Raw genomic sequence first — 23,163 nt, 5'->3', positions numbered from 1 at the left:
ACCCTCCTGAATTTCAACTACTGTTTCCTCCTCAAAATATTGTGCAAACCCGGAATGATGATATTTAATCATTTTGCCATGTTGGACAAATAATTTTCCAGAAAACCATTTGGCTTTTATTGGCGAGTCTAATTCAAATAGATTTCGAAGTATACTTTTCTCATGATCGGCGCAAAGGAATACATCAACAAGAAATAATTCATCATTCTCAAGCTTCCATAGAGCTTGATAGCTTCTCCATAGGGCAGTAGAGCAGGTCAGTTTAAGAAATGGATATTTGTTTTCTCGTTCATCATACTTTCCTAAATAGTCTTCCAGTGGCACAGAAAGCAGTTCGAGAGTATCGCCTTCATAGATGATCAATTCAGGGTATTGCCCCGTCGCAAATGCAACTTCGGCAGAAAGAAAAAAAGCAAATAATATGAAAGTCAGTCTCTTCATGCAGCAGTGGTGCTCGCTAACGCCTCGCTAACATGAGTGGTGGAATGTTATGCACTTCCGTTTCCGCTAGCAGTTAGCCACGCCGCTGATAAATTTATACTTTGTGGCGGACAATCCAAACCAACAAATGATTGAAAACCGATAAAGCCACCATTCATTGTTAGCGGCGTGTTGTGGGCCTTTGTCTCTAAGCTCTAGCAGCCAAAGCTGCCAGCATGTCCCTAATTTGCTCGATCGTATTGGGCAGAAACGTTTGATCCGTCTCGAACATGAAATCAATTGTCGCAGAATAGTTTTGAGTTCTAAGTTTCCCATCAATTTCGATCTGTCCATTGAGTGTTGGGGAGAACTTTAAAAGCACATTGTCCTCAAGGTTTTGAAATTCAAACTTAAGCTTGAGCGTCCTGTAAAGTTGCTCGAGGTTGGTCAAAAGTTGTTTGATCTCACCAATCATGAATGAGGCCCTTATGTCGGTCTTGACGCCGCTAACTTTCAGACACAGCGTCCCCCTTAAAAACTCGACAGAGCTTGTGCTATACCCGAACTCTTGTCCTTCCGGAACTATGTCGGTTATCTCCAAGTAGTCCGTGTTACTCCCAATTTTTATGTTCATAACTTAAAGTCGGTCAGAAATGGCCCACAACGCCCAAATATACGCAACTAGTTACGTTTATTTCCATTATAACATTTTTTCAGGCTCATTTTCAAAATGGGAGGTTCAACGTCGACAAGCCTATTTATCCGTTTGTAAACGCATAATATGCGTATATTATTAGTATAATATACGGTTATGTCATTGTTGCGCTGCCCGACTCCCCCATGCCTCCTCATCCCTTACTTGGAGCCTCCTTTCACATTGAAAACGGCACCATTTTCTAACATAGCTATCATCGACTCCAATTGTAGCTATAATTGCTCCTCAACATAGCTACATTTCACCTGCAACATAGCTATGTTTGACCTGAAAGATAGGCATGTTTCAGTCGTTTGCTGCGCAGCAAACAGGGTACTTGCTGCGTAGCAAAGGTGGTGTTTGGTGCGTAGCAAATGAGTATTAGCTGCGCTGCAAAGAAAAGGGGATATTTGAGAGAGAAAGGAACGAATGGCAGCGGCTGCCTTCTTTAGTATACGAAATTTTCATCCAAAAGATGGGGCTCACGAGGTAGTTTATCGTTGAGAAAATTTGTTCACTGTAATCTGCTTTAGCGCATTGGGCTGGGTGGCCCAAAGATGCAAGTTCCCTCCCTTGTCCACCTGCAAGCCGGCAGCCGCACCAAAGCTCACGCCGCTTTGGCAGTTGAAGGCTTTGGTAAGCACTTTTTCCATGATCGGCTCAAAAGTGCCGGGCTTACTCACGAGGATTAAATCGGCGTAGTTGCCATGGGCAGTCTTGCAAAACCCTATGGCGTAAATGGCCTCCTCATCCCGGATCAGGTTGATGGACTGGTAGCTCCCCCAGCCGGCAGGAGCGGCAAAAGAAGCTATGATCGACTTATCGGGTTTGTCGGGGTCTATTCGGTAGAAGTCCCAGTTGCGGCTGTCCCAATTGCTCACAACCATCAGGTAGTCATTTTCCAACGCCAATATACCTGTTGCCCCGGCGGTTTTCAGCTCAGGTACTCCCTCTCTATCGATAGTTACCGTTGGCCTGTCTTCGTACAAACTTCCGTCTTTGTAGTCGTACAAGTGCACCTTCGACACTGTTTTTTTCACATTGTCTTCTATGCCCACACCGAGGTACGTGTCGGTCAGCTGAATGCCTCCGGCGTGCCGAAACGGCTCCTTCATCAAAGGAATGAGCTTGTCAGTTTTTCTTGTTTCCAAATCGGCTTGCAAAATATAGGCCTGGGTAAGCGAGCTGCCCGACATCAGCAGTTTTTCAGCTCCGTCCTTTTCCATCACCTGCACACCCTGCAAATGCCCGGACTTAGTAGGCACGTCGATATCGTTCGTGAGCACAATCACCTCAGGTTCGGGCCTTAAGGCTTCGAATGCTGCCGGGACATTTTTCACTTGCTGGGCATGGCCAGCAAGTGGCAGGCAGCTGATGAAGGCAAGCAAAAAGAATCGTATCACTAAATTATTTCTGAACATGACAAGCGCTGACTTCAAACAATTCACCAAGATGGCACTAATACAAAAATAACACACATGGATGCGTGTTATTCTTGTTTTAAGAAATGCCGTTTAGTAGAAAACCAATCAGAACAACGACGTTTGAGTTGTCGGCTTGGGGTGAAATGTCCCAATAATTACAAATGGATTTGGTGCCGTGTTATGGTGCAGTTTTGTAGTTCCTAAAAACAAATGGAGATCCTTTGTTCGTGCGAAATCGTCAATGTACTTCTTCCGAACATCCTCGCAAGCTTTTTCCTCATCTCCCTGATGTCGCCTAAGTGAATTCCAGTACAGTTGGCCGATCTCCCAATCTTCAATCATCATGGTACTCACAGTTCCCTCATTGTCCTTTAGCTTGTAAGAAAACTTATAAGGAAGCTTTTTAACCACTTCGAACCTACCTTCACCGTCAGATGATTCGAAAAGGTTAAGCTGGTTCAGCCGATCCAGCTTTTCTTTGCTCCATTCTCTGTCAACTTGTTTTATTTCAAGACCGACGATTTCACTGGGCTTAAATACGGCCAATGATGTTCCTATTTTATTATTTTTCGCCTCTGCTATCAGCTCCTTGAGGTTGAAATACACCTTGTTCAGGACGACCTTTCTCCTTTCCCTCCAATCGTCGCCGTCGGGCTTAATTTCGCCTACGATAGTTATTTCTGCATCATGACTGACTGGACGGTAACTTTCCTTCCTGAAATCACCAGTGTTCTTGACAAGTTCGATTTCTATCCATTGATATTTCGAACACTGCTGGCTGTATTTCCTCTTCCTAAACTGAACGGGATATATTCTCACCCACGACCCATCTTCACGAAAACCGGCCGTGCAAACCAGTTCATCATACTTAGCGGAAAGTGACGGATAAGTCTTGACCGTAATGAGTATTTTTTCTTTGGGCATTAAAGGTGTTTTTGATCAATATCCCATGCAGGAAGTAGTTTTAGTGAGTTCGCTACCCTACTTCTGTGGCACATACATGGTTCTTTCTCAAAACAAGTTATTGCAATTCTTCTATATTTCTTCGCTAATAAATATATTTCTTCCAGTTGGGTCTTATTGTCTACAAGTGTTGTTTTTTCATATTCATCAAACAACTTATTGTAGTCGCTCATTGTCCTTAGATCAGTGCGTTTGTCGGAATCAATCCCCAATTGGGGCACATGAACATATTCAATCCCGACGCTTTCGCAGGCTCTCTTTAATTGGCCCTTAGAAAAGCCATACTTCATACTCAATGGGTTCTTTCGAACATCACAAAGCAGCTTGACATCATTGATTATAAGCTTGTTCAAATATGTCTCAAGACTAATGCCCTCGTAGCCAATGGTGAAAAATGCCTGCTCTGCAAAACTTCTCCTTTGCGAAATGACTTTTTCCAACTCCTGAGCATTTAGAAGCTCCCCTGCTATCTGGCTCTTCGTAGCAAAATATGGATACTTTAAGTAAGTGTACCTTACCAATTCCTTTTGGTTAAATCCTGACACTTCTTGCTTTGTCTGCTTAATGGCTGCCTGATCCTCTTTTTTAAGAGTATTAAAGAAGTCTTCATTTTTATCCAAGACCCAATCAGAGCCAGGGTCTTTCGTCTGATCAATTACGAAGCCTGTCTTTGCCAGGGTGGACAAATCCTGGTTAGCCTGAAAAGAGAAACTACCAAACTTGTAGGGAACAAAATCGAATGATTTTTCGGATTGCTTACGAGTGACCAGCAATAGTATCTTCTGAAGCTTTGTATGACTTAAAACTCCTCCAAACTCCTCCAGAACCCCTAAAAGCAACTTTCTCCGATAGTACACAGCGCAAAATTACGAAATTGCAAACCCAGGAACTAACCAATCAAATGCCCATTTGGTTAGACCAGCCTTTCTTCCAATTGATCCTTCCACACCATAAAGCTTTTTTTTTGCTGGTTAGAAGGCAATGTAACAGGCATTTTTATCAAAAGTTTTTACTAGCAACTCTTCAGTAGCGAGGTATGCAATAAAAAACAAATGCCGATCGCTACCATGCAAAGAGAACAACCACTTTCACAGTGCAGGGAACCTGAGTTCGACGCAATAAAAAAATGAAGTCCCAATCTACTGGCAGGGACTTCAACATCATTTATACCCCAAAAAACTTCAAGCCATCTGGAACAATTCCTCCATCGACTTTCTTACTTTCTGTCGTTGCTGGGTTTCGTCCTTATCAGAGCGATAACCTACCGGCGCAATGACTGCCGCATTCAGCCCGAGCTCATCAAGACCAAGGAGCTGATTGTAGGCTTGCTTATCAAACCCTTCCATCGGGCAAGCATCGATCTTCAGCTCTGCACAGGCCATCAGCAAGTTATTCAAAGCGAGGTAAGTCTGCTTCTCCGACCAGCTCTTTCGCTCTTCCGTGGGCATGCCAGCAATGGTCTTCTTGATAAATTCGCCGTACTGCTTCAGGCCGTCATCACCTTTTCCCTGCAATTCAATGATCCGCCGAATATAGCTATCCACATGCTGGTCGTAGTTGCGGGTGTAGTTGCAAAAAACGAAAAGGTGGGAAGCATCTGTTATCTGGCTTTGGTTCCAGGAAGACTTCCTGAGTTCCTTTCTGATATCATCATTTTCGATGATGAGCACTTTGTAGAGCTGTAAACCATAGGAGGAGACAGAAAGCCTGATCGCTTCCTTCAGGAATGCCAGGTCGTGAGCGCTTACCTTCTTTTCGGAGTCAAATATTTTGGTGGCATAACGCCAGTTAAGTTTATCTATTAAGTTCATCTTATTTATGATTTTACAAGTACTACGCCGGCAATCATTACAAGCATACCGGCGATCTTTTTTATTGATACGGGCTCCAGTGGCATACCAAACCAGCCAAAATGACTGGCGACGGCAGCAAAAATAACCTGACCTGTGAGGCTAAAGGTGACTGCGGTAGAGATACCCACCCTGGGTATAACATAGTAAAACAGCGAGACGGCGATGAAGCTAAAAACGCCGCCTGCAAACCACATGTAGGCAGGAATCTGTCTCAGCTCACCGGCTGTCGGAAGCTGCCGTACAGTGGCTACTACTACCAGCAGCGTAACACTCGCACTCATTACCAGGGCTATGCCAGTGGCCACAAGTGAGTTGTTGAGCATGACCCCGAGACGGGAGTTGATCCCGCCCTGGATCACAACCATAATACCTACCGAAAACGAAAGCAGGAGTAATACAGGATTGTTCATGGGCTTACTGCTTTGTTTGAATAGGAAATGCCACCGGACGCATGGGCGAAGCGCTTGCCCCCCGCAGCTTCAGCGAGGCAGCAATAAAGGCGAATTCGTAGACCTTATCTGCCGAAAGTTCTTCCAGAAACATCTGTTCTATAAACATGGCCCCTTTTTCAGCCAGCAGGTAAGTGTGCACCGGCACCCAGTTATCGTCCCGCTCTGGAGGAAAAGCCTCAAAGCTGAGGTTGTCGGCGCCCAGCAGCATGATGTCCATTTCTTCCACCAGCCACTTCACGGCATCGAGGCTGATGCCAGGGTAGTTGTCGAGATAGTCAGCAGCATTTTCATAGTGCCGGGCCTGGCCCGTGCGAATCAACACGACGTCACCCTTTTGCAGCTTCATTTGCTGCCTTTTGAGTGCATGCTGCAAATCGCTGGCAGTAATGCGGTAGTTTTTGGGAAGTGAACCTTTGGAAGCTGCCACATCCAGCAGCACACCTCTGGCAATGATCGGCGGTATGGTTTCAGCACCTGTCTTTTTCCAGCCTTTGTCGCCCAGGTATTTCTCAGGTGTAAAGCCGTTCCAGATTTGTCCGTTGAGCCCAAAGTGGTTCAACGCATCAATGTGCGTACCCATGTGAGTGTACATAGAAATGGCGTCGCCGGTGTAGCTTACCTTTTGGTTCATGGCCTCTCCCAAACCATTAGGATTGTCGACAACGGTACCGTGGGGTGTGTGCGTGAGCCAGTACTGGTAACCAGGATCGCCCAGGGAATGGAAGCTTGGCATGCCTACGAAGTAGTCGACGCTGAGGTCGTAGACCTTGCCTGACACAATCTGCGAAAGCACCTTCAGTTGCGATGCCTCTGTCATCATGTTGAGGGTGCCTATTTCATCGTCGGGGCCCCAGGGACTTTCACCAACTGCTTCTTTTTGCCGTGCCGTTGCGGCCGCCATGGTGAGCAGCGTGACCAAAATGAATGTTGTTGTTTTCATGACTTTAACTTTTTTCTTACAAAGTTGGGCGTCATGAAAACCGGTTGCCTTAAGGTATCTTAAGAACGACCCATCAAATCAAATTCTTCCTGATAGCACTTAAAAACTCGGGGGTGATTTTCAGGTAGGAGGCCACCATGTACTGGGGAACACGCTGCTCAATGTCCCGGTATTTGGAGCGAAACTCCACATACCGTTCTTCGGCGGTTTTACTCATGGAGTTGATGGTGCGATCCTGCAGAGCCACATAGGCAGTTTCGAATTTCATTCTGAAAAATCGTTCGACAGCAGGCACCTCGTCATAAAGCCTGTTCAGGGTGTCTCTGTGTATTTGAAGAAGCACACTGTCGTCGATGGCCTGAATAAACTGTTTGGCGGGCGTTTGGGTGAGGTAGCTGTACAAGTCGTTGATCCACCAGCCTTCGATGCCGAACTGGATAATGTGTTCCTTCGTGTCCTCGTCCATGTAGTAGCTCCTGAGGCAGCCTTCGGCTATGAACCGCATGTGCGAAGAAGTTTCACCTTTAAAGAGCAGCGTCTCCTTCTTCTTTAAGGTAACTTCCTTAAAACTTTGCTTCACCAATTCCGCCTCGTTCTCCGTAAGCGGAATGGTTTCCTGCAGGTGATGTATGAGTTTATCGGATGCATCCACTTTTTATCTCGTTTTGATGCCTTACCACAGACCTGTGACCACCAGCTATAACACTTTGGCCAGTTTGCTGATCTTTACATGTTTCTCCACGTCAGGCCGCCATTTGTCCTGGTTGGCTATCACATCGCATATTTTCTCTTGAAAGTAAACCTGATGCCATGTTCTTTTATGAAATTGACATACGTGCTCGTATGTTTTTTCAGCATGTATCATTAGCCTTAACAGGAACTCTTCGTTTGGCTCCCGGTGGTTATTCAAAATCTGACTCAGCAAAACAGGAGTGACGTCAATATCTTTCGCAAAACTATTTCTTCTGCTATAGATCGCATCGATGTATGAGGTCAAAAATTCGGTAAAAGCACTATGCGTGTGATAGACCGGCTCTTTAATGTATTCGTCCATTTTCAGCTTTAGCTGCAATAACTTCGCCTTGACGATTTGATCGGCTGACAGGTTTTTCATTCTCTGCAACCTGGCCTCCATTAATGCCTTGCCGTCATCCAGTCTGTCTTTCTTTGAAGAGTACCGTGAATCAACGCCATACTCTGCTCCTTCAGCTTCCCTTATCTCCCTTTTTCTGCTAGTCATGATCGTATTTCTCAATCAAATTGAAAATTTCCAAAATTTCGATGCTCAAAGTCAGACCCGTTACGTTCATGCCGAATTTATCTATGTAGTGGCGAGCAATTAATCCCTTTGGCTTTAGCGACACGCAGGCAAGCTCACCGTATTCTCTTACAGCAATTTTTGAAATAAACGTCAGTAGGTTGCCAGCAATGTTTTCATATTTCTTGCTACTCCCTCTATTTTCTTTTGAAACGGTCAGCAGCCTTATATGCAACCTCCACTCTTCTGGAATTCTCTCTATAGAAACAAGTCCAAGTATATCCCTCGTGTTGGCTATTCTCAGCTTATACATCTCGAATTGCTTTTCTTGTTTCCAATCAAAGAAATACCTCGCCTTCGTCAGACTTGCGAAGTCACGATCGTCAACAGGCTCAATCTCTACCTTGTGGCTCGCTCCTGTTCCAGTATCAATTACTACCACAAATTAAATGTACAGAAAGTTTCCTAAAAACGTAAAGCTATTTCTATAAGTATCCGTTTTTAGGAAACAAATAGATTGATCGCTAAGGGTATTCGAGTTGCCAGTGCTATTTCGTGATCACCAGCTTCTTCGCCTGATCCTGCGCTTTGAGTGCCAGCTCGGTGGCCAGGAATACGTGGGCTTGCGGCAAGGCGGTTTCAGTGCGGTTAAGCACATCATCCACAAACAACTTACCGAATGGCAAGTCCACATCATTACAATCAATGTATTTTGTTTCCTTTTGTGTCACCAAATACAAGTGGTTGCCACCCTCATGGCCTGAGGCAATATCAATGTTCTTTCTGATTTCTATGTAGCCTTCGGTGCCCAATATGGTCAAGCGTCCATCGCCCCAAGAGCCCAATCCGTCGGGTGTAAACCAGTCTATCCGTACATAACCGGCGCCACCGTTTCCTTTCACCATGGCATCACCAAAGTCTTCGAACTGAGGATATTCCGGGTATTTGTTATTACCCACCTGGGAAGCTATCACCTCAGCTGTGGTAGAGCCCGTAAAGAAAAGGAACTGATCAAACTGATGAGAGCCAATGTCGGTGATAATGCCTCCGAAGTACTTTTTGTCAAAAAACCACTCTGGTCGGTTTGTCAAACCAATGCGGTGCGGCCCCATGCCTATGGTTTGGATCACCTTACCGATGGCGCCAGACTGCACAAGTTCCCCAGCCTTAACGGTCGCCTTGTTCTCCAGTCTTTCGCTGAACATGATGTCGTAAATGCGCCCTGTGGCCTTCTGCACCTTGCGCACTTCGGCTAGCTGCGCAAGGGTAGTGATGCCCGGCTTATCGACCAGATAGTCTTTACCGGCCTTCATTACCTCTACTCCCAGCGGAGCCCTGTCAACCGGAATGCCGGCGCTCAACACCACCTGTATTGACTTGTCTTCAAGTATTTCTTTCTGGCTTTTGGCCAGTTTTGCTTCGGGGTATCTTTTCGAGAAGGCTGCTACCAGCTCTGGTTCTGGAGCGTAGAACGAAACCAGCTCTCCCCCTCCTCGCTTCACGGCCTCAGTCATTCCGTAGATATGGCCATGGTTCATGCCAATGACCGAAAACCTGATCCTGGGCTTGTCCTGCATCATGGCAAGGGCACTTTTAGGAAAAGAAGAAAGGAGGGCAACGCCGGTCGCTGCTGAGGCTGTGTTTTTTATGAATTGGCGGCGGCTGGATTGAGGATGTGTCATGTTGTAGTAGGGATTGTAGTTAAACAGGTATCGGTTACAATGACATAGACGATTTTAAAGCGAAAAATCCTGACAAGCCATTGAACTTATGATAATAATACTGAAAAGAACCGAAACCGATAAGATATTCTGCATGACTGGCTGCCCAACTATAAGCTATCTACCCAAACCAAAATCGCCTTCACCCCCAAAAGTCCTTGAAGGCCTCCTTTTCTTAGTTGAGACTCGACGGCAAGTCCTTTAGATCAATTTTACCCATCAGCGTGCCATGAAAGCCGTCATCCATGATATCACCAATGGCAATGTACTCGCTGGTGATTTCCACTAGCGTATGGGACATGGCAGAATTTCGAACTCGTTCAAAAGGTTGTGATACCTTTTCTCCAAATTCCCTTGGATGCGCTGACCATTTAACATCAAGTCCGCCCCTTTCAACGCCAGGTGTCCCATCCGTGATATATGTAACTAATAGCTGCGCTTGTGCAACAACTCTACCGGCCATTGCAGTGAGCTTTGCATTCACTTTGATGATCCACCATAATGTAATGGTGGACTCCGCTCCCAAGGAAAATATGAAATCTCTTTTATTCTTACTTATTGCTCTTCTACTGGTAACTGTTTCTACCCAGGCACAGCACGTAAATGTCGGCCTGAAAGGCGGCCTGAACGCCTACACGATCAAAGGCGACAACAGTGGCAACTTCGACCCTAAACTCAGTTTCAATGTTGGTCTGCTGGGTCATATCCATATGGATAATCAATTTGCGCTTCAGCCCGAGGTCGTTTTTTCCGGACAAGGCACTCAATACAAAAGTGGTGGCAGCGACGTAAAGCTCAACCTGAACTATGTGAATATCCCGCTCCTCTTTCAATACATGTTCGACAATGGATTTAGGCTGGAAGCAGGCCCGCAGCTCGGCATTCTTGCCAGTGCTAAATCGGAAATCGGCAGCAACAGTACTGACGTAAAAAATAACTACAAAAGCACCGACATCGGACTAGTAGTGGGCATGAGTTACGTGAAGCCGTCTACAGGTTTTGGGTATGACCTTCGATATGTTCATGGCCTAACCGACATCAGCGAGAATAATGCATCCAACTCTTTCAACAGAGGCTTACAATTCGGTATATTCTATCTCTTTCAGCACAAATCGTAAGATCAGGAAGGGGTACTGTTACCCCTTTTTACTTCTCTTTCCCATCACTCCTTCTTAAAATAAAATTCATGAAAGCACCATCAGCCCCAAAGAAAATCACCTGGATTGTCGGTTTAATAAGTGGCATTCTTGGCATTATTGGCCACTATGCCCATGTTCAGATTCTAAGTGAATACAATTACACATTGCTGTTAGTGGGCTTCCTGGTGCTTGCTGCCGGAACAACGTTCAGAGAGATCTAGTGAATAACTACCAATACTCATAGATCCTCGAAATCTTCCCATTCCTGAATTCGAACATTGTCATTTGCGCCTCACCAATAGTAACTTCTCCATCCTTGGCGGTGACGAAGCTTTTGCTCACGGCAATGGCATTAAGCCCCACTATTTTATTGAGAATTTTGATATCGGTGACACTTCCATCGTAGCCTCCGTTTTTCTGATTACGGACATAGCCATCATAAAGATCCTGACGGGAATAAGTACCGCCATAATGGGGATGGATGTACTCAAAGTCGTCAGTAAAAAGGTCAAAAATATTGTCTATGTCTTTCGGTTGGGAGTTGGCTTGGAAGACCGTGAGGTTGAGTTCATAGTACTTTTTGAGCACCACATTCAGTGAGTCTTCGTGGGTCAGCTTCCCATCCTGGGCATTTACCACAGTAGCAGCTGAAGCCATAAAAAGAGATAGAAAAAAGTGTATTGCTTTTTTTGTCATTGTTGAAATTATTGAGTTTTAGATTTTACCCCAACCATTAGTTGCGGGTTCATTTTTAAAAAAGTCAGAACTACACCTCTAAATAAACGTATAGCCTAACCAAATTGCAGATAGTTTTTATCTTTAACATATCATTAACAAGGCATGCTCTGGCCGCCTGCTATTAACCAAACCAGAAGCCATGGTAAAGTACATCTCCGAAATGATTGGTCAGCACATGACCCTCACCGAAGAAGAAACCGAGGTACTTAACGACTGCATTCCTATTCGCAGCTATAAAAAAGGCACGATCCTACTGAGGGAAGGCCAAATAGCCACCGAGTGCTATTTCAACATCAAAGGCTGCGTGCGTCACTACTACCTTTCTGATGGTGAAGAGAAGACCACCCAGTTTTATACCGAAGAGCAGTCGATAGCCTCTATGAACAGCTACCTCAACAAAGTGCCAGCCAACCACTATCTGGAGTGCGTGGAAGACACCACCCTGGCTGTGTTCGGCTACGAAAAGGAGAAGGAGCTGTACCGAAAGCATCCCAAGTTTGAATCGCTTTGCCGACTTTCGATGGAAGATGACTTCGGCAAGCAGCAGGAAATGCTGGCCAACTACATCATCCAGAGTCCCGAAGAGCGCTATCTCAACCTTCTCGAAACCCGGCCAGGCCTGTTGAACCGGGTACCTCAGTATCACTTGGCCAGCTACCTGGGTGTGAAACCGGAGTCGCTGAGCAGGATAAGGAAGAGGGTGGCGGAGAAGGGTTAGTTCTCTGTCCAGCTTGTTTTCACTGCACCTGTATCACAATCTTCCCAAAAGGGTGCCCTTCTTCCATATAGCTAATGGCTTTTGGAACATCCACCAGCGGATAACTTCGCTCGACTACCGGTCTCACTTCTCCAGCGTCAACCATCTGCCTGACTGACTCGAGGTCTTTCCTGTTGGCACTGGCCAGCATATTGATCATTTTTTTGCCTTCAGTGACGGCAACCCATGGCCCTAAAAACATAGCTCCGAACGAAAAGGCAGTTGTCACGTACCTGCCATGCTTGTTAAGCACTCGCTTCAGCGCTGGTACCGAATGATTGCCCACGACGTCAAAAATGAGGTCGTAGCGCTCACCACCCTTTGTGAAGTCAGCCAGTTTGTAGTCAATGGTGTGGTCTGCACCCAGAATCTTCGCCAACTCCGTCTTGCCGGTACTGGCTACGGCAGTCACTTCCGCACCGAAAGCTTTGGCTATCTGCACGGCAAAGGTGCCCACGCCGCCGGAAGCTCCGTTGATCAGCACCTTCTTTCCGGGACTGATCTGCCCTTTGTCCCGTAGCCCCTGTAGGGCAGTTACAGCCGCCATGGGCAAAGCGGCTGCTTCTCCGAACAAGGCGTTTGATGGCATGTGCGCCAGCGCCTTCTCAGAAACGGCTACGTACTCAGAAAATGCTCCAAAACCGTAAACCGACAGCTCCCCAAACACTTTATCTCCTGGCTTGAAATAGCTCACACCTTTGCCAACAGCTTCGACCTCCCCCGCCATATCGGCACCAAGGATAGTGTGCTTCGGCTTGAAAAAACCAGCCATCATTCGAACAGGAAACGGCTGCCCTCTCAACAGGTGCTTGTCAGCCGCATTTACGGAGGCTGCATGCACTTTTACGAGCACCTCACCGGGCCCCGGCGTGGGTTTTTGTACGTCCTTCAGTTCCAACACATCCGGCGCACCATATCGTTGATATATAATTGCATTCATTTTGATTAATGAGTTTGAGTTTTCTGATCTTATTTCTACAATCAGGCTCCGACGGCCTTCGATGTCACCTTTCTGACTGACACACCCTTGATCAGTAGCCACAGGCAGAGTGACATTTCTGCCAACACAGCTGGCCCCACCACTATATTGTCGAAGAGCACTTCATGTCCAGGAGCCAAAAAATTGCCAAAGCTGTTGAGCAGATAGCCAAGTGCAGCGATAATAATCATCGTACCCAACCAGGCTGGGAAGCCATCGGATTTGATGATCAGGTAGCCAAGCAATACACAATGAAGGCCAAAGAATGCCCCTGCAATCAGGTAGCCGACCGTGTGCACGTTGAGAAAAAACAGCGCCAAAGCGTTGAGCTGATCAGGGCTGAATACCGACAGATAGTCGGAGCCATCGAGTAGTTGCAGGGCCATGTAGTGGTTGAGCAGGTTCACACTGGCGATGGCCGGATGAGCCAGCAACCGAAGTAGCGCTGCCGTCAGCGAAAGGGTTTTACTGACCGGCTTAAGTAGTTGATACAACAGCACGGACACTACTAAGTCGCACAGGAAGGCCACCAGGTCGGCTGCAAAGCCGAGACGGAACAGCCCTTCAGCAGCTACAATGTTTTCCGCCGTCGCTGCAGCGTCGCCCGGCACCATCACACCAGCACGCACGTAGCCTTCGCTGAAACCAGCAGTAATGAAAATAATGAGGTACAGAAATCCGGCGATCCTTGCCATTTTTTTATTTGAGTTCATGGTTTTGATCTTTGTTGTTGAAGAAAATGGCCGGAGTCAACCGAAGTGGTCAACACCGGCCGTGTGAGTTTTTAACTATCTATTGAATTCTACCACGTGGCCGCTAACGGTAATGGTTCTCTTGATAAAGAATGGAGGCACACCACCGACATGCTCCTCTGTAAGCAAATTCACCAACGCTCTGGGGCCGTCGATCAATTCTGCCGACTTCACCATTTCAGCGTACGCTTCGTTGTACATCTGCTGTCTTTTTCTTCCACCGATAAGCACCCAGTACTTTGCCTCAGCGCTACCGCTGACACTGCTGACCACCTTAAAATTATCCTCCTTCAGATGCACCTGAGTGGAGCTTTGATTTTGGTTAAGCATGATGGCTCTACCAGCTCCACAAGAGCTGATAACCACCATCATGATCATTACTGCGATTGTTGAAATTGACTTTTTCATCTTCTTCATTGTTTTGAGTTTTTGAAATTGATTTAACTGTTTTTCGCTTTTGAATACTCAAAATTAGAGTGGTGAAAAACCGATTTCATTGACTTTAGTTAAGAAGAGAGAATACTTGTTTTTTTTAAAAAGAATACTTGGAAAATAAACGAGCAATCCCTTTGTAAGGGATTGCTCGCTTACTAACGCAACCAGCCTGACGGGGTCTGAGCCCTATTAAAAATGAATCGTCAGTCACACCAGAAGAGAACCTTTACTATTTTCCAGCGTCCGCCTTCGCCTCGTCTGCAATTTCCTGGGTGATTCTTCCTCCGCCGCTGCTCACAGCCGACACATTGAAGAAACCCGCCACGTTGGTATTCGAATTTTCATCGGTACTCTTCACGTTGGTCATCACATTGGCAAGGGGAGTAGCAAACAGCTCAGAGAAACCTCCGGGCCTGTTGGTCTGCAGAATGACGCCTGTCAGGTATTCGAATGCCACTGGGTCAATAGAATGAATCTCTACATACAGCGAGTCGCCTATTTCGTAGGGCGGATGGTAGTAGTTTTTTCTGTCGGGCAGCGGATCCAACGGGTTGACGAAGTCACGGCGGATAACCTGATGGAATACTTCCCCATCCACCGACTGGCTTGGTGACAAGCCCGCATCGAAAGCAATATTGATCTCTGACGGTTTGCCGAGGTAGTTACCGTTTTTCCAGGCCTTGATCCAATATGCATCGCCGGGCCCCACCAGGTCAACCACCACAAACTCAGCTGAATAATAAGATTCCAGTATATTGAAGTCTTTGGAATTGTACTTGTACAATATGGTATCTACCTCAGGCACACGCCCCAGGGTTGACAGCGCTTCGAAAGTTTCGCCACCATAAGTAACGGCCAGTTTGTATGTATGGCCTACTTCGCCCAGCGGCGCATCGGCAGGATCCCAGTAGTAGGCATCGGCACCTTCCTGAAAGTTGTAAACCACTCCTGTGTTAAGGTCTTCCACCGTTACCTGCGCTCCAGGCGTCAGGCTTGGGTAGGAGTTATCAAAATACGGCTGCGATCGTGACACGATCACTTTCTGTCTTTCCATTTTCTGAGTAAGCCAGGCGTCTATCACCAGTATTTCCTCAGCTTCCTTGAGCTCCTGCTGAATGGCGGTTTCGCAGCCAAAACCAAGAGCGATTAATGCGATATATAAGATCTTTTTCATTGTTGTTGAATGCTAAAATTTGAAGTTGTAAGTAACGGCCGGAATCAGCGTACCAATCAGAGAAAGCTGCTTGGCAGCCGTTTGCTGTGGGGCATCTGCCATTTGTCTGTCCCTGCCCTGCGAAAAGTAAATACTAAAAGGGTTCTTTCTTGCATACAGGTTGTACACGGAGAAAACGATGTGATCATTGCCTGACCGGTTCTTCTTGCCCCTCCATACGTTGTTAATGGTGAGTGACGCATCCAGCCTGTGGTAGTTTGGAATTCGGAAATTGTTTCTCTCACTTCCGCTCACGTAGGGAATGACGTAACCTGCCGACATGTAACGATCCGTCGGAAACGTGGTGGGTGTGCCAGACATAAAGCTAAAGTTGGCAGAAAGTGAAACCCGCTCAGTCAGGTCGTAGAAGCCAGCCACCTTCAGGTTGTGGCGCTGATCGAAACGGGTAGCATACCAGTTGCCCTCGTGATTCTTGCGGTCGTTCCCAAAATTGATCCCGTCCACTTTCAGCTCCGACTTACCAAGTGTGTAGCTCACCCACCCTGTCAGTCTCCCGGTGTTTTTCTTCACATAAAGCTCCAGGCCGTAAGCCCTGCCAACGCCTGAAAGCAACTGAGAAGCAATGAATTCGTTGATGAACAGCTCAGCCCCATCAATGTAGTCGACCTGGTTCTTGTTCCACTTGTAGTACACTTCGGCAGAGGTCTCGAAACGCTTTCCGCCAATGTTCCTGAAGTAGCCCATCGCCACCTGATTACCCATTTGCGGGGCAATGTTGTTGTCCGATGGCTGCCAGATATCGATTGGCGTAGAAGCGGTAGTGTTAGATATCTGGTGGATATACTGGCTCATGCGGTTGTAGCTGGCCTTCACGGAGCTCGACTCTGAAAGCTGATACCTCAGCGAGGCTCTCGGCTCAAAGTTCTGATAGGAAGCGATCGACTCCCAGTCGCCTTTTTCTGTCACTGAAAGCAACGGTTTCTCCACACCTGCGAGGGTGTCGCCGTAAGCCATTAAGCTGCCACCCAGGTTGTTGAAGTAGCTGAATCGCACTCCGTATTGAGCAAACAGCTTGTTACTTAGCTTCTGGTCGTTGCTGAGATAAACGGCGGTTTCCAGGGCCTTGCGTCTGTCGAGGCTGATATCTGTTCTGATGCCATTATTCACAGTCGAGGCATTGGCTGGCTCAAAGCCGTACAAAATTGCTTCCCCTCCAAAGGTTAGCTCATTGTTCACATTCAGAAACCAGTTGAACTCCGGCTTAAAATTCCACGTGCTTACTTCAGCGGCCCAATCGAACTTGTCCAGTTTGTTGGTGCCAAAGCTGAAGCCATAGTCGTAGTTGCTGTAAAAAGCTGAAAAATTGGAAAAGAGCTTATTACCATACAGATGATTCCAGCGTACAGTGGCGGTGCGATTGCCCCAATCGAAACCCTGCGATTCGTCAAACGAAAAAACGTCACGCCCCAGGTAGCCGGAAACGTACACACGGTTTTTATCATTGATGTTAAAATTGGTTTTGGCAGTGAGATCGTAGAAATACATGCCTGCGCCGTCGGACAGCATATTGGTAAAAGGCCTCACCAGCACATCGGCATACGACCGGCGACCCGCAATAATGAAAGAAGACTTATCCTTCTCAATTGGCCCTTCCACCGCCAGCCTGCTAAACACGGCACCAACACCTCCGGCTACATCATAGTCTTTGTTGTTGCCTTCTTTCATGCGGATATCCAGAATGGAGGATAAGCGGCCACCGTAACGGGTGGGTATGCCACCCTTGTAGAGCTTCACATCTTTCACAGCATCAGGATTGAACACCGAAAAGAAACCAAACAGGTGTGACGACTGGTACACCGGAGCCTCGTCAAGCAATACGAGGTTTTGCCCGACGCTTCCTCCACGCACATTGAAACCGGCAGTGCCTTCGCCTACAGAACTGACACCAGGCAGCAACTGAATACTTTTGAGCACGTCCACCTCCCCGGCAAATGCCGGTAGCTTTTCAATGGCCTTCATTTCCAGCTCAATCGTACTCATTTCAATACTGGCCACATTTTCATCGATGGCCTCGCTGGTAATCACCACTGTTTCCAGCTCCGCATCAGCAGACCGCAGTTCCAAATCCAACCTGATATCCTGGGTCAGGTCAATAACCTTGTGTGTGTCGCCGTAACCAACATAGCTGACGTCCAGGTTGTAACTACCCTCTGCCAGCGTAATGGAATAAAAGCCATAAACGTTGGCTGTGGTGCCGCCCGATATCTCTCTGACAAAAACATTGGCACCGATCAGGGCCTCTCCATTGCTTTCATCTTTTAGATATCCACTGATTGTGAATTGCTTTGCCTGACCAAAGGCGGTAAGGGCTAGCAGGAGACATAGTGCTCCGGTAAAGATTGTTTTCATAGTTCTTATTGTTTTGAGTTTGATGAGGCAAAACAAGTCACCCCATTGATGTATTTCATTGACTTTAGTTAAGAAGCGCCAACGCACATCAATAAGCTCTCAACTCAAAAGAAAAATGAGGGGGGGGTAAAAGTCGGGGATTGAAAAAAGGTTGCAGCTTTTGTAAATGGATGACTACAGGTTCCCCGGAAACTGATGCCATTCAGGAAACGACCCAGGCAAAAAATCATTTTGTTACCTTCTTCAACCACTTTTTTTCCTTTTCCGCATCCGTAAAGCTTTTCATGGGAATGGGTGGTTTGCTCATGCTGAACAGCAGGTTCATTATAAACCTCGACAAGCCCGGCTTCGACACCATGGCCATGGCTGTATAAATCTCCGGGAGCATTTCTCTGGAAAACTTCTGGGTTTCTTTGTCGGGCACAGGCGAGTTTTTGAGGTAAAAAAGCAATGGCACAGGCTTCAGCCGAAAGTGATCAAGTGGACACCACGTTGATTTCTCATCTTCCCATTCAACCCATTGGGGTCTCTCGCAATGCTATTAAGTTAAGAGGTTCCGTATCCCAATTCTATTTTTACCCCAAACCCTAAAGGGCGTATGGATTACTATTAGCAGGCCCTTTAGGGATTAAGGGTAAAATGCTCTTAACTTAATAGCATTGGGGTCTCTCGCAGAGGACCCTGATGGGTTCATACCGTTGCTCCTCTTACACCTATGAGCTCGCTCCTTTCTATTTTTTGGTGTAGGGATCAATAGTAATAATGCTTCCATCGGGCCGATGAGTAAGCTCAGTAACTTTTATATTTCTTAAATGGGTTTGCCCACCAGAAAGGGTGCTGTCATGGTAAAACAGATACCATTTACCATCAATCTCTACGATCGAATGGTGGTTGGTCCAGCCAATAACAGGATTGAGCACGACGCCCTGGTAGGTAAACGGCCCGTAAGGATTGTCGCCCGTAGCATAGCAGATAAAATGGGTGTCGCCAGTTGAATAAGAGAAGTAGTATTTACCATTGTACTTGTGCAACCAGGCCGCTTCAAAAAACCTGCGATTGTTATCGCTTGCCTTTAACGCTTGTCCGTTTTCGTCCAGCAAGTCAATCTGTCTCACCTCTTCGGCAAAGCCCAACATGTTGTCACTCATTTTGGCAATACGAGGCTTAATAGCAGGCTCATCGCCAGAGGGAAAAGAATCGTAGGGCACATATTCCCCGGTTTCCCAGCGCTGCAATTGCCCTCCCCAAATTCCTCCGAAATACATGTAAGAGCTACCTTCGGCGTCTGTGAAAACGGCAGGGTCGATGCTGTAGCTGCCTTCAATAGGCTGATCCATTGGTGTAAATGGCCCACTTGGTGTGGCGGCCACTGCCACACCTATCTTAAACACATCGTCTTTGTCTTTGGCAGGAAAGTAAAAAAAGTACTTTCCATCCTTGAGGGCAGCATCCGGCGCCCACATTTGCCGGCCTGCCCACGGCACATTGTCGATATGGAGCGCTATACCATGATCTGCTACTGGCCCTCCAATTTTGTCCATTGAATAAACGTGGTAGTCGACCATTCCGAAGTGGTCGCCATTGTCGTTCGCAGGAATGCCTGCATCAAAATCGTGAGATGGGTACACGTAGACTTTACCATCGAAAACATGCGCAGATGGATCGGCTGTGTAGAGGTCGGTCACCAGCGGCTGCGAAATGGCACCGAGACTGTCTGTTTCCATTTCAGCTTCTGAGGAAGTAGAAGTGGTTTTTGGGTCGCAAGCGCTAAGACACACCACTGCACACAGCAGGGCAAACCGATTGAGGTTGGCAGGTAGTTTCATAGGTAGGTTTTAGTTTGGTGATGTTAATTTATGAAATTTTTAATTTCTGTTAATCACCAATTACCCCTGATTCTTGTGCCCTATTCGCATGAATTAATCAAAAATAGACATATCAGACAGTGGCTTCAATCCGCTGTGTACTGCAAGTATGTCAATATGATCTACAGCTACGATGTGATAAATTATCCGGTATGATTTATAAATCAGTTCCCTGATTTTCGGATTGTCCAGCTCTGGAACTACCCTGCCAATTTGCGGAAACTGAACCAAAACTTCGGCTTTCTCAAATAATCTATCTGTGAGGTGCTTCGCATAGCTCGCTGACTTGGGCTCATAGAACTCCCTCAACTCATGAATATTCTCAATCGCTTCTCTGGTCCAGTTTATTTTGACCATTGCTTAAGCATTTCCTTGGCCTCCTTTGAGGAATACACCTCCCCCTCCCTGGATTGCTTTAAACCGGCTTCTATCTTTTGGAGCAAAATCAACTTGTCCATCAGTTCATCAATTGAAAACTGATCTGGCATATCCTTTAAGCTTATTATTACTTGATCCTTGGTTATCATTTCTGCTCCTTTGATTCAATATACAAAAATAGTTTTGAGAAAGGTTCAAACTTTACCCGAGAGTCACCAATCAACTTCCATCAATCCTTTTGCCTTCAAATATTCATTGGCCTTGCTGAAAGGCTTACTCCCAAAAAAGCCACTATGGGCAGAAAAGGGTGACGGATGCGGTGATTCTATCACATAATGTTTCGACTTATCAATAACGGCCCCCTTTCGCTGCGCATAAGCTCCCCATAAAATGAAAACCACATTTTCCTTTTCCGCCGAAACCGTCTTTATCACTTCGTCGGTAAAAGTTTCCCACCCTCGGTTTTGATGTGAGCCAGGGCTGCTGGCTCTTACCGTTAAAGTAGCATTGAGCAACAACACTCCCTGATCGGCCCAGCGCTCCAGATTGCCCGAAGGAGGAATATCTTTTCCAAGGTCGTTGGCCAGTTCTTTAAAAATATTGACCAGCGACGGCGGCATTTTAATACCGTCCTTTACCGAAAAACACAATCCATTGGCCTGATTTGCCCCATGATATGGATCCTGGCCAATGATCACCACCTTTACCTGATCAAAGGGACAATGGGCGAATGCATTGAAAATTTCTTTGCCTGGAGGGTAAACAATATGCTTTGAGTATTCATTTTTTACGAAAGAAGTAAGGTCGACGAAATAGCTTTTGCCAAATTCAGGTAACAATTTCTTCTTCCAGCTTTCTTCAATTTTTACATCCATGAATCATTTTTTTGATTTTCTTTGTATCTTAATAGCCTCCTGGCAACAACCAACCCTAATATAGGCATCCGCATTTAAGTCTTACAATTTCATGGTAACTGAAATTACAGAAGGGGTAAAAGTGAGCGTCATCACAGAATATCAGCCGGAATACTCCAATCCGAAGCAGATGCACTTTGTGTTTACTTACAAGATTACCATAGAAAACTGCGGAGACAATACCATACAGCTCTTGCGCCGCCACTGGTACATCCACGACCTCAACACGCAAGTGAGAGAAGTAGAGGGCGAGGGCGTGGTGGGCCAGCAGCCAATTCTGGAGCCAGGCGAAACTCATCAGTACGTAAGCGGTTGCAACCTCCGATCAGGCGTTGGTAAAATGCTCGGCTCCTACCTTATGGAAAAAGTGCTGGATGGAAAAAAATTCCAGGTGAAGATTCCGGAATTTACCATGGTGGTGCCGTATAAACTCAATTGATTCTTGTCGCTTTCCAGAAGGCTTTATCCTGCAAAAGCATACTTTTCCTATTGGCTCAATGCTGTTGATGAGCAGTCTTTGCACAGTCCCTTTCTTTTCAAGTTTTATAAAGAAGTACTAAAACCTAAGAGCCCATCTGCGACTTTCGAGCCCATTGAACAGCAGCGCAGGGCGTTACTAAGAGACAAGAGACTCATCGACTTGCAAGACCCCGGAGCAGGCTCACTCGTCAGCCATTCACAACAACGAACAGTAGCCAGCATAGCGAAACATAGCCTGTCGTCGCCAGCCTTTTGTTCCTTTCTATACAGGCTTATAAATTTTCAGCAACCCGAATGCAGCCTGGAAATTGGCACTTCTCTGGGCATTTCGGCTGTCTATATAAACAAGGCTTCTTCAGGGCAATTAACCACCATCGAAGGAAGCCCTGCCATTGCCGACATCGCAAGACACACGTTTGATCGGCTGGGCTGCCAAAACATTAGTCTTATTGAAGGAAAGGCACAGGAAGTGCTTATTCCTTTCATTCAAACCACTCAAAAACTGGATCTGATCTTCATAGATGCTCATCACAGCGAAGAAGCCACACTTTCATTCTTTGAGACGTTGCGGGGGAGCCTGCACCAGCAAAGCATCGTCGTGATTGGTGACATTCACTGGTCGCCAGGCATGGAGCGGGCATGGCAGCAGCTCACTCAACACGATGCAGTAACGCTTTCAGTAGACATCTTCCATGCCGGCATACTTTTCTTCAATCCTAACCTGAGAAAAGAAACAGAGGTGCTGTGGTTCTGAATGCTCTTCTAAGAAATGATTTTCTTTTTTGTCAAATGGATAAAAAGCTCCCGGCCAGCCCTGGGTGGAATTGAATTGTAACAGGTCTCAAATACCTTAAAATCAAACAGTGGCTCGAAATAGACCCTGTACTCCGCAGCATTGCCGCCAAAAGGAGGGCGGTCGCTATTGAGCGGGTCGTCAAACAAAACGCCCACGAGCTTGCCTCCCGGCTTCAATAGTCCATGCACTTTCTCGGCATACCATTGCCTTAACGAGGGATCGATCGCACAAAAGAAAGTCTGCTCGACGATAAGGTCGTATTGGCCGTTATGGTCAAAAAAATCCCCTTCTATCAGCTGCTCTTGCGGCACCTCAGGTGCTCTCTGACGAAGGTTGTTGAGTGGTTCACGACTCAAATCAATAACAAAAACGTTTTGGAAGCCCGCTTTGAAAAGGTATTCAGCTTCGTAGCCATTTCCCGCTCCTGGGATCAGAATCTTGATTTGTTTATCTGTGAGCTGATCGAAATAGGCTTTGAGTGGTGTGGTAATGGCACCGGCGTCCCAACCAGTTGACCCATCCCGGTATCTTTTTGTCCAAAAATTGGCGTCCAAATTCATAAACTAGCTGTAATGACGGCAATTAACATTGTTTTAAGACATTAGTTCCCTAATTTTGCGGC

At 46.5% G+C, this 23,163-nt stretch carries 30 protein-coding genes; 5 read left to right on the top strand and 25 right to left on the bottom strand.

Annotated elements, in window-relative coordinates:
• The 13 genes from RIF36_RS04535 to RIF36_RS04475 all read right to left on the bottom strand — a co-directional run.
• Nucleotides 1–441, bottom strand: a 441-nt coding sequence (locus RIF36_RS04535; protein WP_350149314.1) for a hypothetical protein, incomplete at its 3' end; no start/stop codon positions are given.
• A gap of 187 nt (nucleotides 442–628) precedes the next feature.
• A complete protein-coding gene (locus tag RIF36_RS04530) occupies nucleotides 629–1,054 on the bottom strand; it encodes a WapI family immunity protein (protein ID WP_350119497.1) in 426 nt (141 codons plus the stop codon).
• Between the two features lie 554 nt (nucleotides 1,055–1,608).
• On the bottom strand, nucleotides 1,609–2,517 hold the full coding sequence (locus RIF36_RS04525) for a hypothetical protein (protein ID WP_350119500.1): 909 nt from the start codon (nucleotides 2,515–2,517) through the stop codon (nucleotides 1,609–1,611).
• Nucleotides 2,518–2,643: 126 nt separating this feature from the next.
• Nucleotides 2,644–3,462 carry a DUF8758 domain-containing protein gene (locus tag RIF36_RS04520; RefSeq protein WP_350119502.1) on the bottom strand — a complete coding sequence of 273 codons (819 nt, stop codon included), beginning with the start codon at nucleotides 3,460–3,462 and terminating at the stop codon, nucleotides 2,644–2,646.
• Nucleotides 3,462–4,187, bottom strand: a complete 726-nt coding sequence (locus RIF36_RS04515) for a DUF488 domain-containing protein (protein WP_350119505.1) — start codon at nucleotides 4,185–4,187, stop codon at nucleotides 3,462–3,464. The genes RIF36_RS04520 and RIF36_RS04515 overlap by 1 nt, the downstream gene beginning before the upstream one ends.
• 495 nt (nucleotides 4,188–4,682) lie before the next feature.
• A complete protein-coding gene (locus tag RIF36_RS04510) occupies nucleotides 4,683–5,312 on the bottom strand; it encodes an NAD(P)H-dependent oxidoreductase (RefSeq protein WP_350119508.1) in 630 nt (209 codons plus the stop codon).
• A gap of 5 nt (nucleotides 5,313–5,317) precedes the next feature.
• Nucleotides 5,318–5,764 (bottom strand): DMT family transporter, encoded by a 447-nt coding sequence (locus tag RIF36_RS04505; protein WP_350097211.1) that lies wholly within the window; start codon nucleotides 5,762–5,764, stop codon nucleotides 5,318–5,320.
• Between the two features lie 4 nt (nucleotides 5,765–5,768).
• Complete coding sequence (locus RIF36_RS04500; RefSeq protein ID WP_350119511.1) at nucleotides 5,769–6,746, bottom strand: cyclase family protein; 978 nt, start codon at nucleotides 6,744–6,746, stop codon at nucleotides 5,769–5,771.
• A 73-nt stretch (nucleotides 6,747–6,819) separates the two neighbouring features.
• Nucleotides 6,820–7,398 carry a Crp/Fnr family transcriptional regulator gene (locus RIF36_RS04495; protein ID WP_350119514.1) on the bottom strand — a complete coding sequence of 193 codons (579 nt, stop codon included), beginning with the start codon at nucleotides 7,396–7,398 and terminating at the stop codon, nucleotides 6,820–6,822.
• Nucleotides 7,399–7,443: 45 nt separating this feature from the next.
• Nucleotides 7,444–7,986, bottom strand: a complete 543-nt coding sequence (locus RIF36_RS04490; RefSeq protein ID WP_350119517.1) for a hypothetical protein — start codon at nucleotides 7,984–7,986, stop codon at nucleotides 7,444–7,446.
• A complete protein-coding gene (locus RIF36_RS04485) occupies nucleotides 7,979–8,446 on the bottom strand; it encodes an N-acetyltransferase (RefSeq protein ID WP_350119520.1) in 468 nt (155 codons plus the stop codon). Before RIF36_RS04485 ends, RIF36_RS04490 begins: the two co-directional genes overlap by 8 nt.
• Nucleotides 8,447–8,552: 106 nt before the next feature.
• On the bottom strand, nucleotides 8,553–9,686 hold the full coding sequence (locus RIF36_RS04480; protein ID WP_350119523.1) for a Gfo/Idh/MocA family protein: 1,134 nt from the start codon (nucleotides 9,684–9,686) through the stop codon (nucleotides 8,553–8,555).
• 214 nt (nucleotides 9,687–9,900) lie between these two features.
• A complete protein-coding gene (locus RIF36_RS04475; RefSeq protein WP_350119526.1) occupies nucleotides 9,901–10,188 on the bottom strand; it encodes a hypothetical protein in 288 nt (95 codons plus the stop codon).
• Nucleotides 10,189–10,258: 70 nt separating this feature from the next.
• Here RIF36_RS04475 and RIF36_RS04470 point away from each other — a divergent pair, with 70 nt between their 5' ends.
• Both RIF36_RS04470 and RIF36_RS04465 read left to right on the top strand, forming a co-directional pair.
• Entirely contained in the window at nucleotides 10,259–10,843 is a 585-nt protein-coding gene (locus tag RIF36_RS04470; RefSeq protein ID WP_350072002.1) for a porin family protein, read from the top strand.
• A 68-nt stretch (nucleotides 10,844–10,911) separates the two neighbouring features.
• Nucleotides 10,912–11,085, top strand: a complete 174-nt coding sequence (locus RIF36_RS04465; RefSeq protein ID WP_350072001.1) for a hypothetical protein — start codon at nucleotides 10,912–10,914, stop codon at nucleotides 11,083–11,085.
• A 7-nt stretch (nucleotides 11,086–11,092) separates the two neighbouring features.
• Here RIF36_RS04465 and RIF36_RS04460 read toward each other — a convergent pair whose 3' ends face one another.
• Nucleotides 11,093–11,560 carry a nuclear transport factor 2 family protein gene (locus tag RIF36_RS04460; RefSeq protein WP_350119528.1) on the bottom strand — a complete coding sequence of 156 codons (468 nt, stop codon included), beginning with the start codon at nucleotides 11,558–11,560 and terminating at the stop codon, nucleotides 11,093–11,095.
• A gap of 181 nt (nucleotides 11,561–11,741) precedes the next feature.
• On the opposite strand from RIF36_RS04460, the gene RIF36_RS04455 reads away from it, so the two are divergent.
• Nucleotides 11,742–12,320 (top strand): Crp/Fnr family transcriptional regulator, encoded by a 579-nt coding sequence (locus RIF36_RS04455; RefSeq protein WP_193217768.1) that lies wholly within the window; start codon nucleotides 11,742–11,744, stop codon nucleotides 12,318–12,320.
• A gap of 19 nt (nucleotides 12,321–12,339) precedes the next feature.
• Here RIF36_RS04455 and RIF36_RS04450 read toward each other — a convergent pair whose 3' ends face one another.
• The 10 genes from RIF36_RS04450 to ung all read right to left on the bottom strand — a co-directional run bounded on the left by RIF36_RS04450 (nucleotide 12,340) and on the right by ung (nucleotide 21,226).
• Complete coding sequence (locus tag RIF36_RS04450; protein ID WP_350119531.1) at nucleotides 12,340–13,299, bottom strand: NAD(P)-dependent alcohol dehydrogenase; 960 nt, start codon at nucleotides 13,297–13,299, stop codon at nucleotides 12,340–12,342.
• 41 nt (nucleotides 13,300–13,340) lie between these two features.
• On the bottom strand, nucleotides 13,341–14,051 hold the full coding sequence (locus RIF36_RS04445) for a DUF4386 domain-containing protein (protein ID WP_350119534.1): 711 nt from the start codon (nucleotides 14,049–14,051) through the stop codon (nucleotides 13,341–13,343).
• A 75-nt stretch (nucleotides 14,052–14,126) separates the two neighbouring features.
• A complete protein-coding gene (locus tag RIF36_RS04440) occupies nucleotides 14,127–14,498 on the bottom strand; it encodes a DUF6567 family protein (protein WP_350071997.1) in 372 nt (123 codons plus the stop codon).
• A 256-nt stretch (nucleotides 14,499–14,754) separates the two neighbouring features.
• Complete coding sequence (locus tag RIF36_RS04435; protein WP_350119537.1) at nucleotides 14,755–15,699, bottom strand: DUF4249 domain-containing protein; 945 nt, start codon at nucleotides 15,697–15,699, stop codon at nucleotides 14,755–14,757.
• Between the two features lie 12 nt (nucleotides 15,700–15,711).
• Nucleotides 15,712–18,108, bottom strand: coding sequence for a TonB-dependent receptor (locus RIF36_RS04430; protein ID WP_350119540.1), 2,397 nt, complete (start codon nucleotides 18,106–18,108; stop codon nucleotides 15,712–15,714).
• Between the two features lie 226 nt (nucleotides 18,109–18,334).
• Nucleotides 18,335–18,565 (bottom strand): DUF7793 family protein, encoded by a 231-nt coding sequence (locus RIF36_RS04425; protein WP_502880836.1) that lies wholly within the window; start codon nucleotides 18,563–18,565, stop codon nucleotides 18,335–18,337.
• A 274-nt stretch (nucleotides 18,566–18,839) separates the two neighbouring features.
• Nucleotides 18,840–19,934 carry a glycoside hydrolase family 43 protein gene (locus RIF36_RS04420; RefSeq protein WP_502880835.1) on the bottom strand — a complete coding sequence of 365 codons (1,095 nt, stop codon included), beginning with the start codon at nucleotides 19,932–19,934 and terminating at the stop codon, nucleotides 18,840–18,842.
• Between the two features lie 93 nt (nucleotides 19,935–20,027).
• The gene (locus RIF36_RS04415; protein WP_350119546.1) at nucleotides 20,028–20,330 is read right to left on the bottom strand and encodes a type II toxin-antitoxin system RelE/ParE family toxin; all 303 of its coding nucleotides are present in this window, start codon (nucleotides 20,328–20,330) and stop codon (nucleotides 20,028–20,030) included.
• Entirely contained in the window at nucleotides 20,318–20,500 is a 183-nt protein-coding gene (locus RIF36_RS04410; RefSeq protein ID WP_350119549.1) for a hypothetical protein, read from the bottom strand. The genes RIF36_RS04415 and RIF36_RS04410 overlap by 13 nt, the downstream gene beginning before the upstream one ends.
• Nucleotides 20,501–20,563: 63 nt before the next feature.
• Nucleotides 20,564–21,226, bottom strand: a complete 663-nt coding sequence (gene ung / locus RIF36_RS04405; protein ID WP_350119552.1) for a uracil-DNA glycosylase — start codon at nucleotides 21,224–21,226, stop codon at nucleotides 20,564–20,566.
• A gap of 91 nt (nucleotides 21,227–21,317) precedes the next feature.
• Between ung and apaG the strand changes: the two genes are divergently transcribed.
• Nucleotides 21,318–21,704, top strand: a complete 387-nt coding sequence (apaG, locus tag RIF36_RS04400) for a Co2+/Mg2+ efflux facilitator ApaG/CorD (protein ID WP_151997133.1) — start codon at nucleotides 21,318–21,320, stop codon at nucleotides 21,702–21,704.
• Between the two features lie 3 nt (nucleotides 21,705–21,707).
• Nucleotides 21,708–22,499 carry an O-methyltransferase gene (locus RIF36_RS04395; protein WP_350119554.1) on the top strand — a complete coding sequence of 264 codons (792 nt, stop codon included), beginning with the start codon at nucleotides 21,708–21,710 and terminating at the stop codon, nucleotides 22,497–22,499.
• An 8-nt stretch (nucleotides 22,500–22,507) separates the two neighbouring features.
• Here the strand turns inward: RIF36_RS04395 and RIF36_RS04390 are convergent, their stop codons facing one another.
• Nucleotides 22,508–23,101: a methyltransferase gene (locus tag RIF36_RS04390; protein ID WP_350119557.1), complete on the bottom strand. Its 594-nt coding sequence runs from the start codon at nucleotides 23,099–23,101 to the stop codon at nucleotides 22,508–22,510.
• Nucleotides 23,102–23,163: the final 62 nt, after the last annotated feature.

It is taken from the genome of Imperialibacter sp. (genome assembly GCF_040222815.1).
GTDB lineage: Bacteria > Bacteroidota > Bacteroidia > Cytophagales > Cyclobacteriaceae > Imperialibacter.
This window is presented reverse-complemented; position numbering and strand designations above follow the sequence as displayed.

Excerpts from the sequence above, each read along its gene's own strand:
- RIF36_RS04530 (WP_350119497.1), bottom strand. The coding sequence starts at position 1,054 with ATGAACATAAAAATTGGGAGTAACACGGACTACTTGGAGATAACCGAC.
- RIF36_RS04465 (WP_350072001.1), top strand. The coding sequence starts at position 10,912 with ATGAAAGCACCATCAGCCCCAAAGAAAATCACCTGGATTGTCGGTTTA.
- RIF36_RS04490 (WP_350119517.1), bottom strand. The coding sequence starts at position 7,986 with ATGACTAGCAGAAAAAGGGAGATAAGGGAAGCTGAAGGAGCAGAGTAT.
- RIF36_RS04390 (WP_350119557.1), bottom strand. The coding sequence starts at position 23,101 with ATGAATTTGGACGCCAATTTTTGGACAAAAAGATACCGGGATGGGTCA.
- apaG (WP_151997133.1), top strand. The coding sequence starts at position 21,318 with ATGGTAACTGAAATTACAGAAGGGGTAAAAGTGAGCGTCATCACAGAA.
- RIF36_RS04510 (WP_350119508.1), bottom strand. The coding sequence starts at position 5,312 with ATGAACTTAATAGATAAACTTAACTGGCGTTATGCCACCAAAATATTT.
- RIF36_RS04440 (WP_350071997.1), bottom strand. The coding sequence starts at position 14,498 with ATGAAAAAGTCAATTTCAACAATCGCAGTAATGATCATGATGGTGGTT.
- RIF36_RS04430 (WP_350119540.1), bottom strand. The coding sequence starts at position 18,108 with ATGAAAACAATCTTTACCGGAGCACTATGTCTCCTGCTAGCCCTTACC.
- RIF36_RS04500 (WP_350119511.1), bottom strand. The coding sequence starts at position 6,746 with ATGAAAACAACAACATTCATTTTGGTCACGCTGCTCACCATGGCGGCC.
- RIF36_RS04470 (WP_350072002.1), top strand. The coding sequence starts at position 10,259 with ATGAAATCTCTTTTATTCTTACTTATTGCTCTTCTACTGGTAACTGTT.
- ung (WP_350119552.1), bottom strand. The coding sequence starts at position 21,226 with ATGGATGTAAAAATTGAAGAAAGCTGGAAGAAGAAATTGTTACCTGAA.
- RIF36_RS04505 (WP_350097211.1), bottom strand. The coding sequence starts at position 5,764 with ATGAACAATCCTGTATTACTCCTGCTTTCGTTTTCGGTAGGTATTATG.
- RIF36_RS04480 (WP_350119523.1), bottom strand. The coding sequence starts at position 9,686 with ATGACACATCCTCAATCCAGCCGCCGCCAATTCATAAAAAACACAGCC.
- RIF36_RS04415 (WP_350119546.1), bottom strand. The coding sequence starts at position 20,330 with ATGGTCAAAATAAACTGGACCAGAGAAGCGATTGAGAATATTCATGAG.
- RIF36_RS04435 (WP_350119537.1), bottom strand. The coding sequence starts at position 15,699 with ATGAAAAAGATCTTATATATCGCATTAATCGCTCTTGGTTTTGGCTGC.
- RIF36_RS04420 (WP_502880835.1), bottom strand. The coding sequence starts at position 19,934 with ATGAAACTACCTGCCAACCTCAATCGGTTTGCCCTGCTGTGTGCAGTG.
- RIF36_RS04475 (WP_350119526.1), bottom strand. The coding sequence starts at position 10,188 with ATGGCCGGTAGAGTTGTTGCACAAGCGCAGCTATTAGTTACATATATC.
- RIF36_RS04455 (WP_193217768.1), top strand. The coding sequence starts at position 11,742 with ATGGTAAAGTACATCTCCGAAATGATTGGTCAGCACATGACCCTCACC.
- RIF36_RS04520 (WP_350119502.1), bottom strand. The coding sequence starts at position 3,462 with ATGCCCAAAGAAAAAATACTCATTACGGTCAAGACTTATCCGTCACTT.
- RIF36_RS04410 (WP_350119549.1), bottom strand. The coding sequence starts at position 20,500 with ATGATAACCAAGGATCAAGTAATAATAAGCTTAAAGGATATGCCAGAT.
- RIF36_RS04450 (WP_350119531.1), bottom strand. The coding sequence starts at position 13,299 with ATGAATGCAATTATATATCAACGATATGGTGCGCCGGATGTGTTGGAA.
- RIF36_RS04460 (WP_350119528.1), bottom strand. The coding sequence starts at position 11,560 with ATGACAAAAAAAGCAATACACTTTTTTCTATCTCTTTTTATGGCTTCA.
- RIF36_RS04445 (WP_350119534.1), bottom strand. The coding sequence starts at position 14,051 with ATGAACTCAAATAAAAAAATGGCAAGGATCGCCGGATTTCTGTACCTC.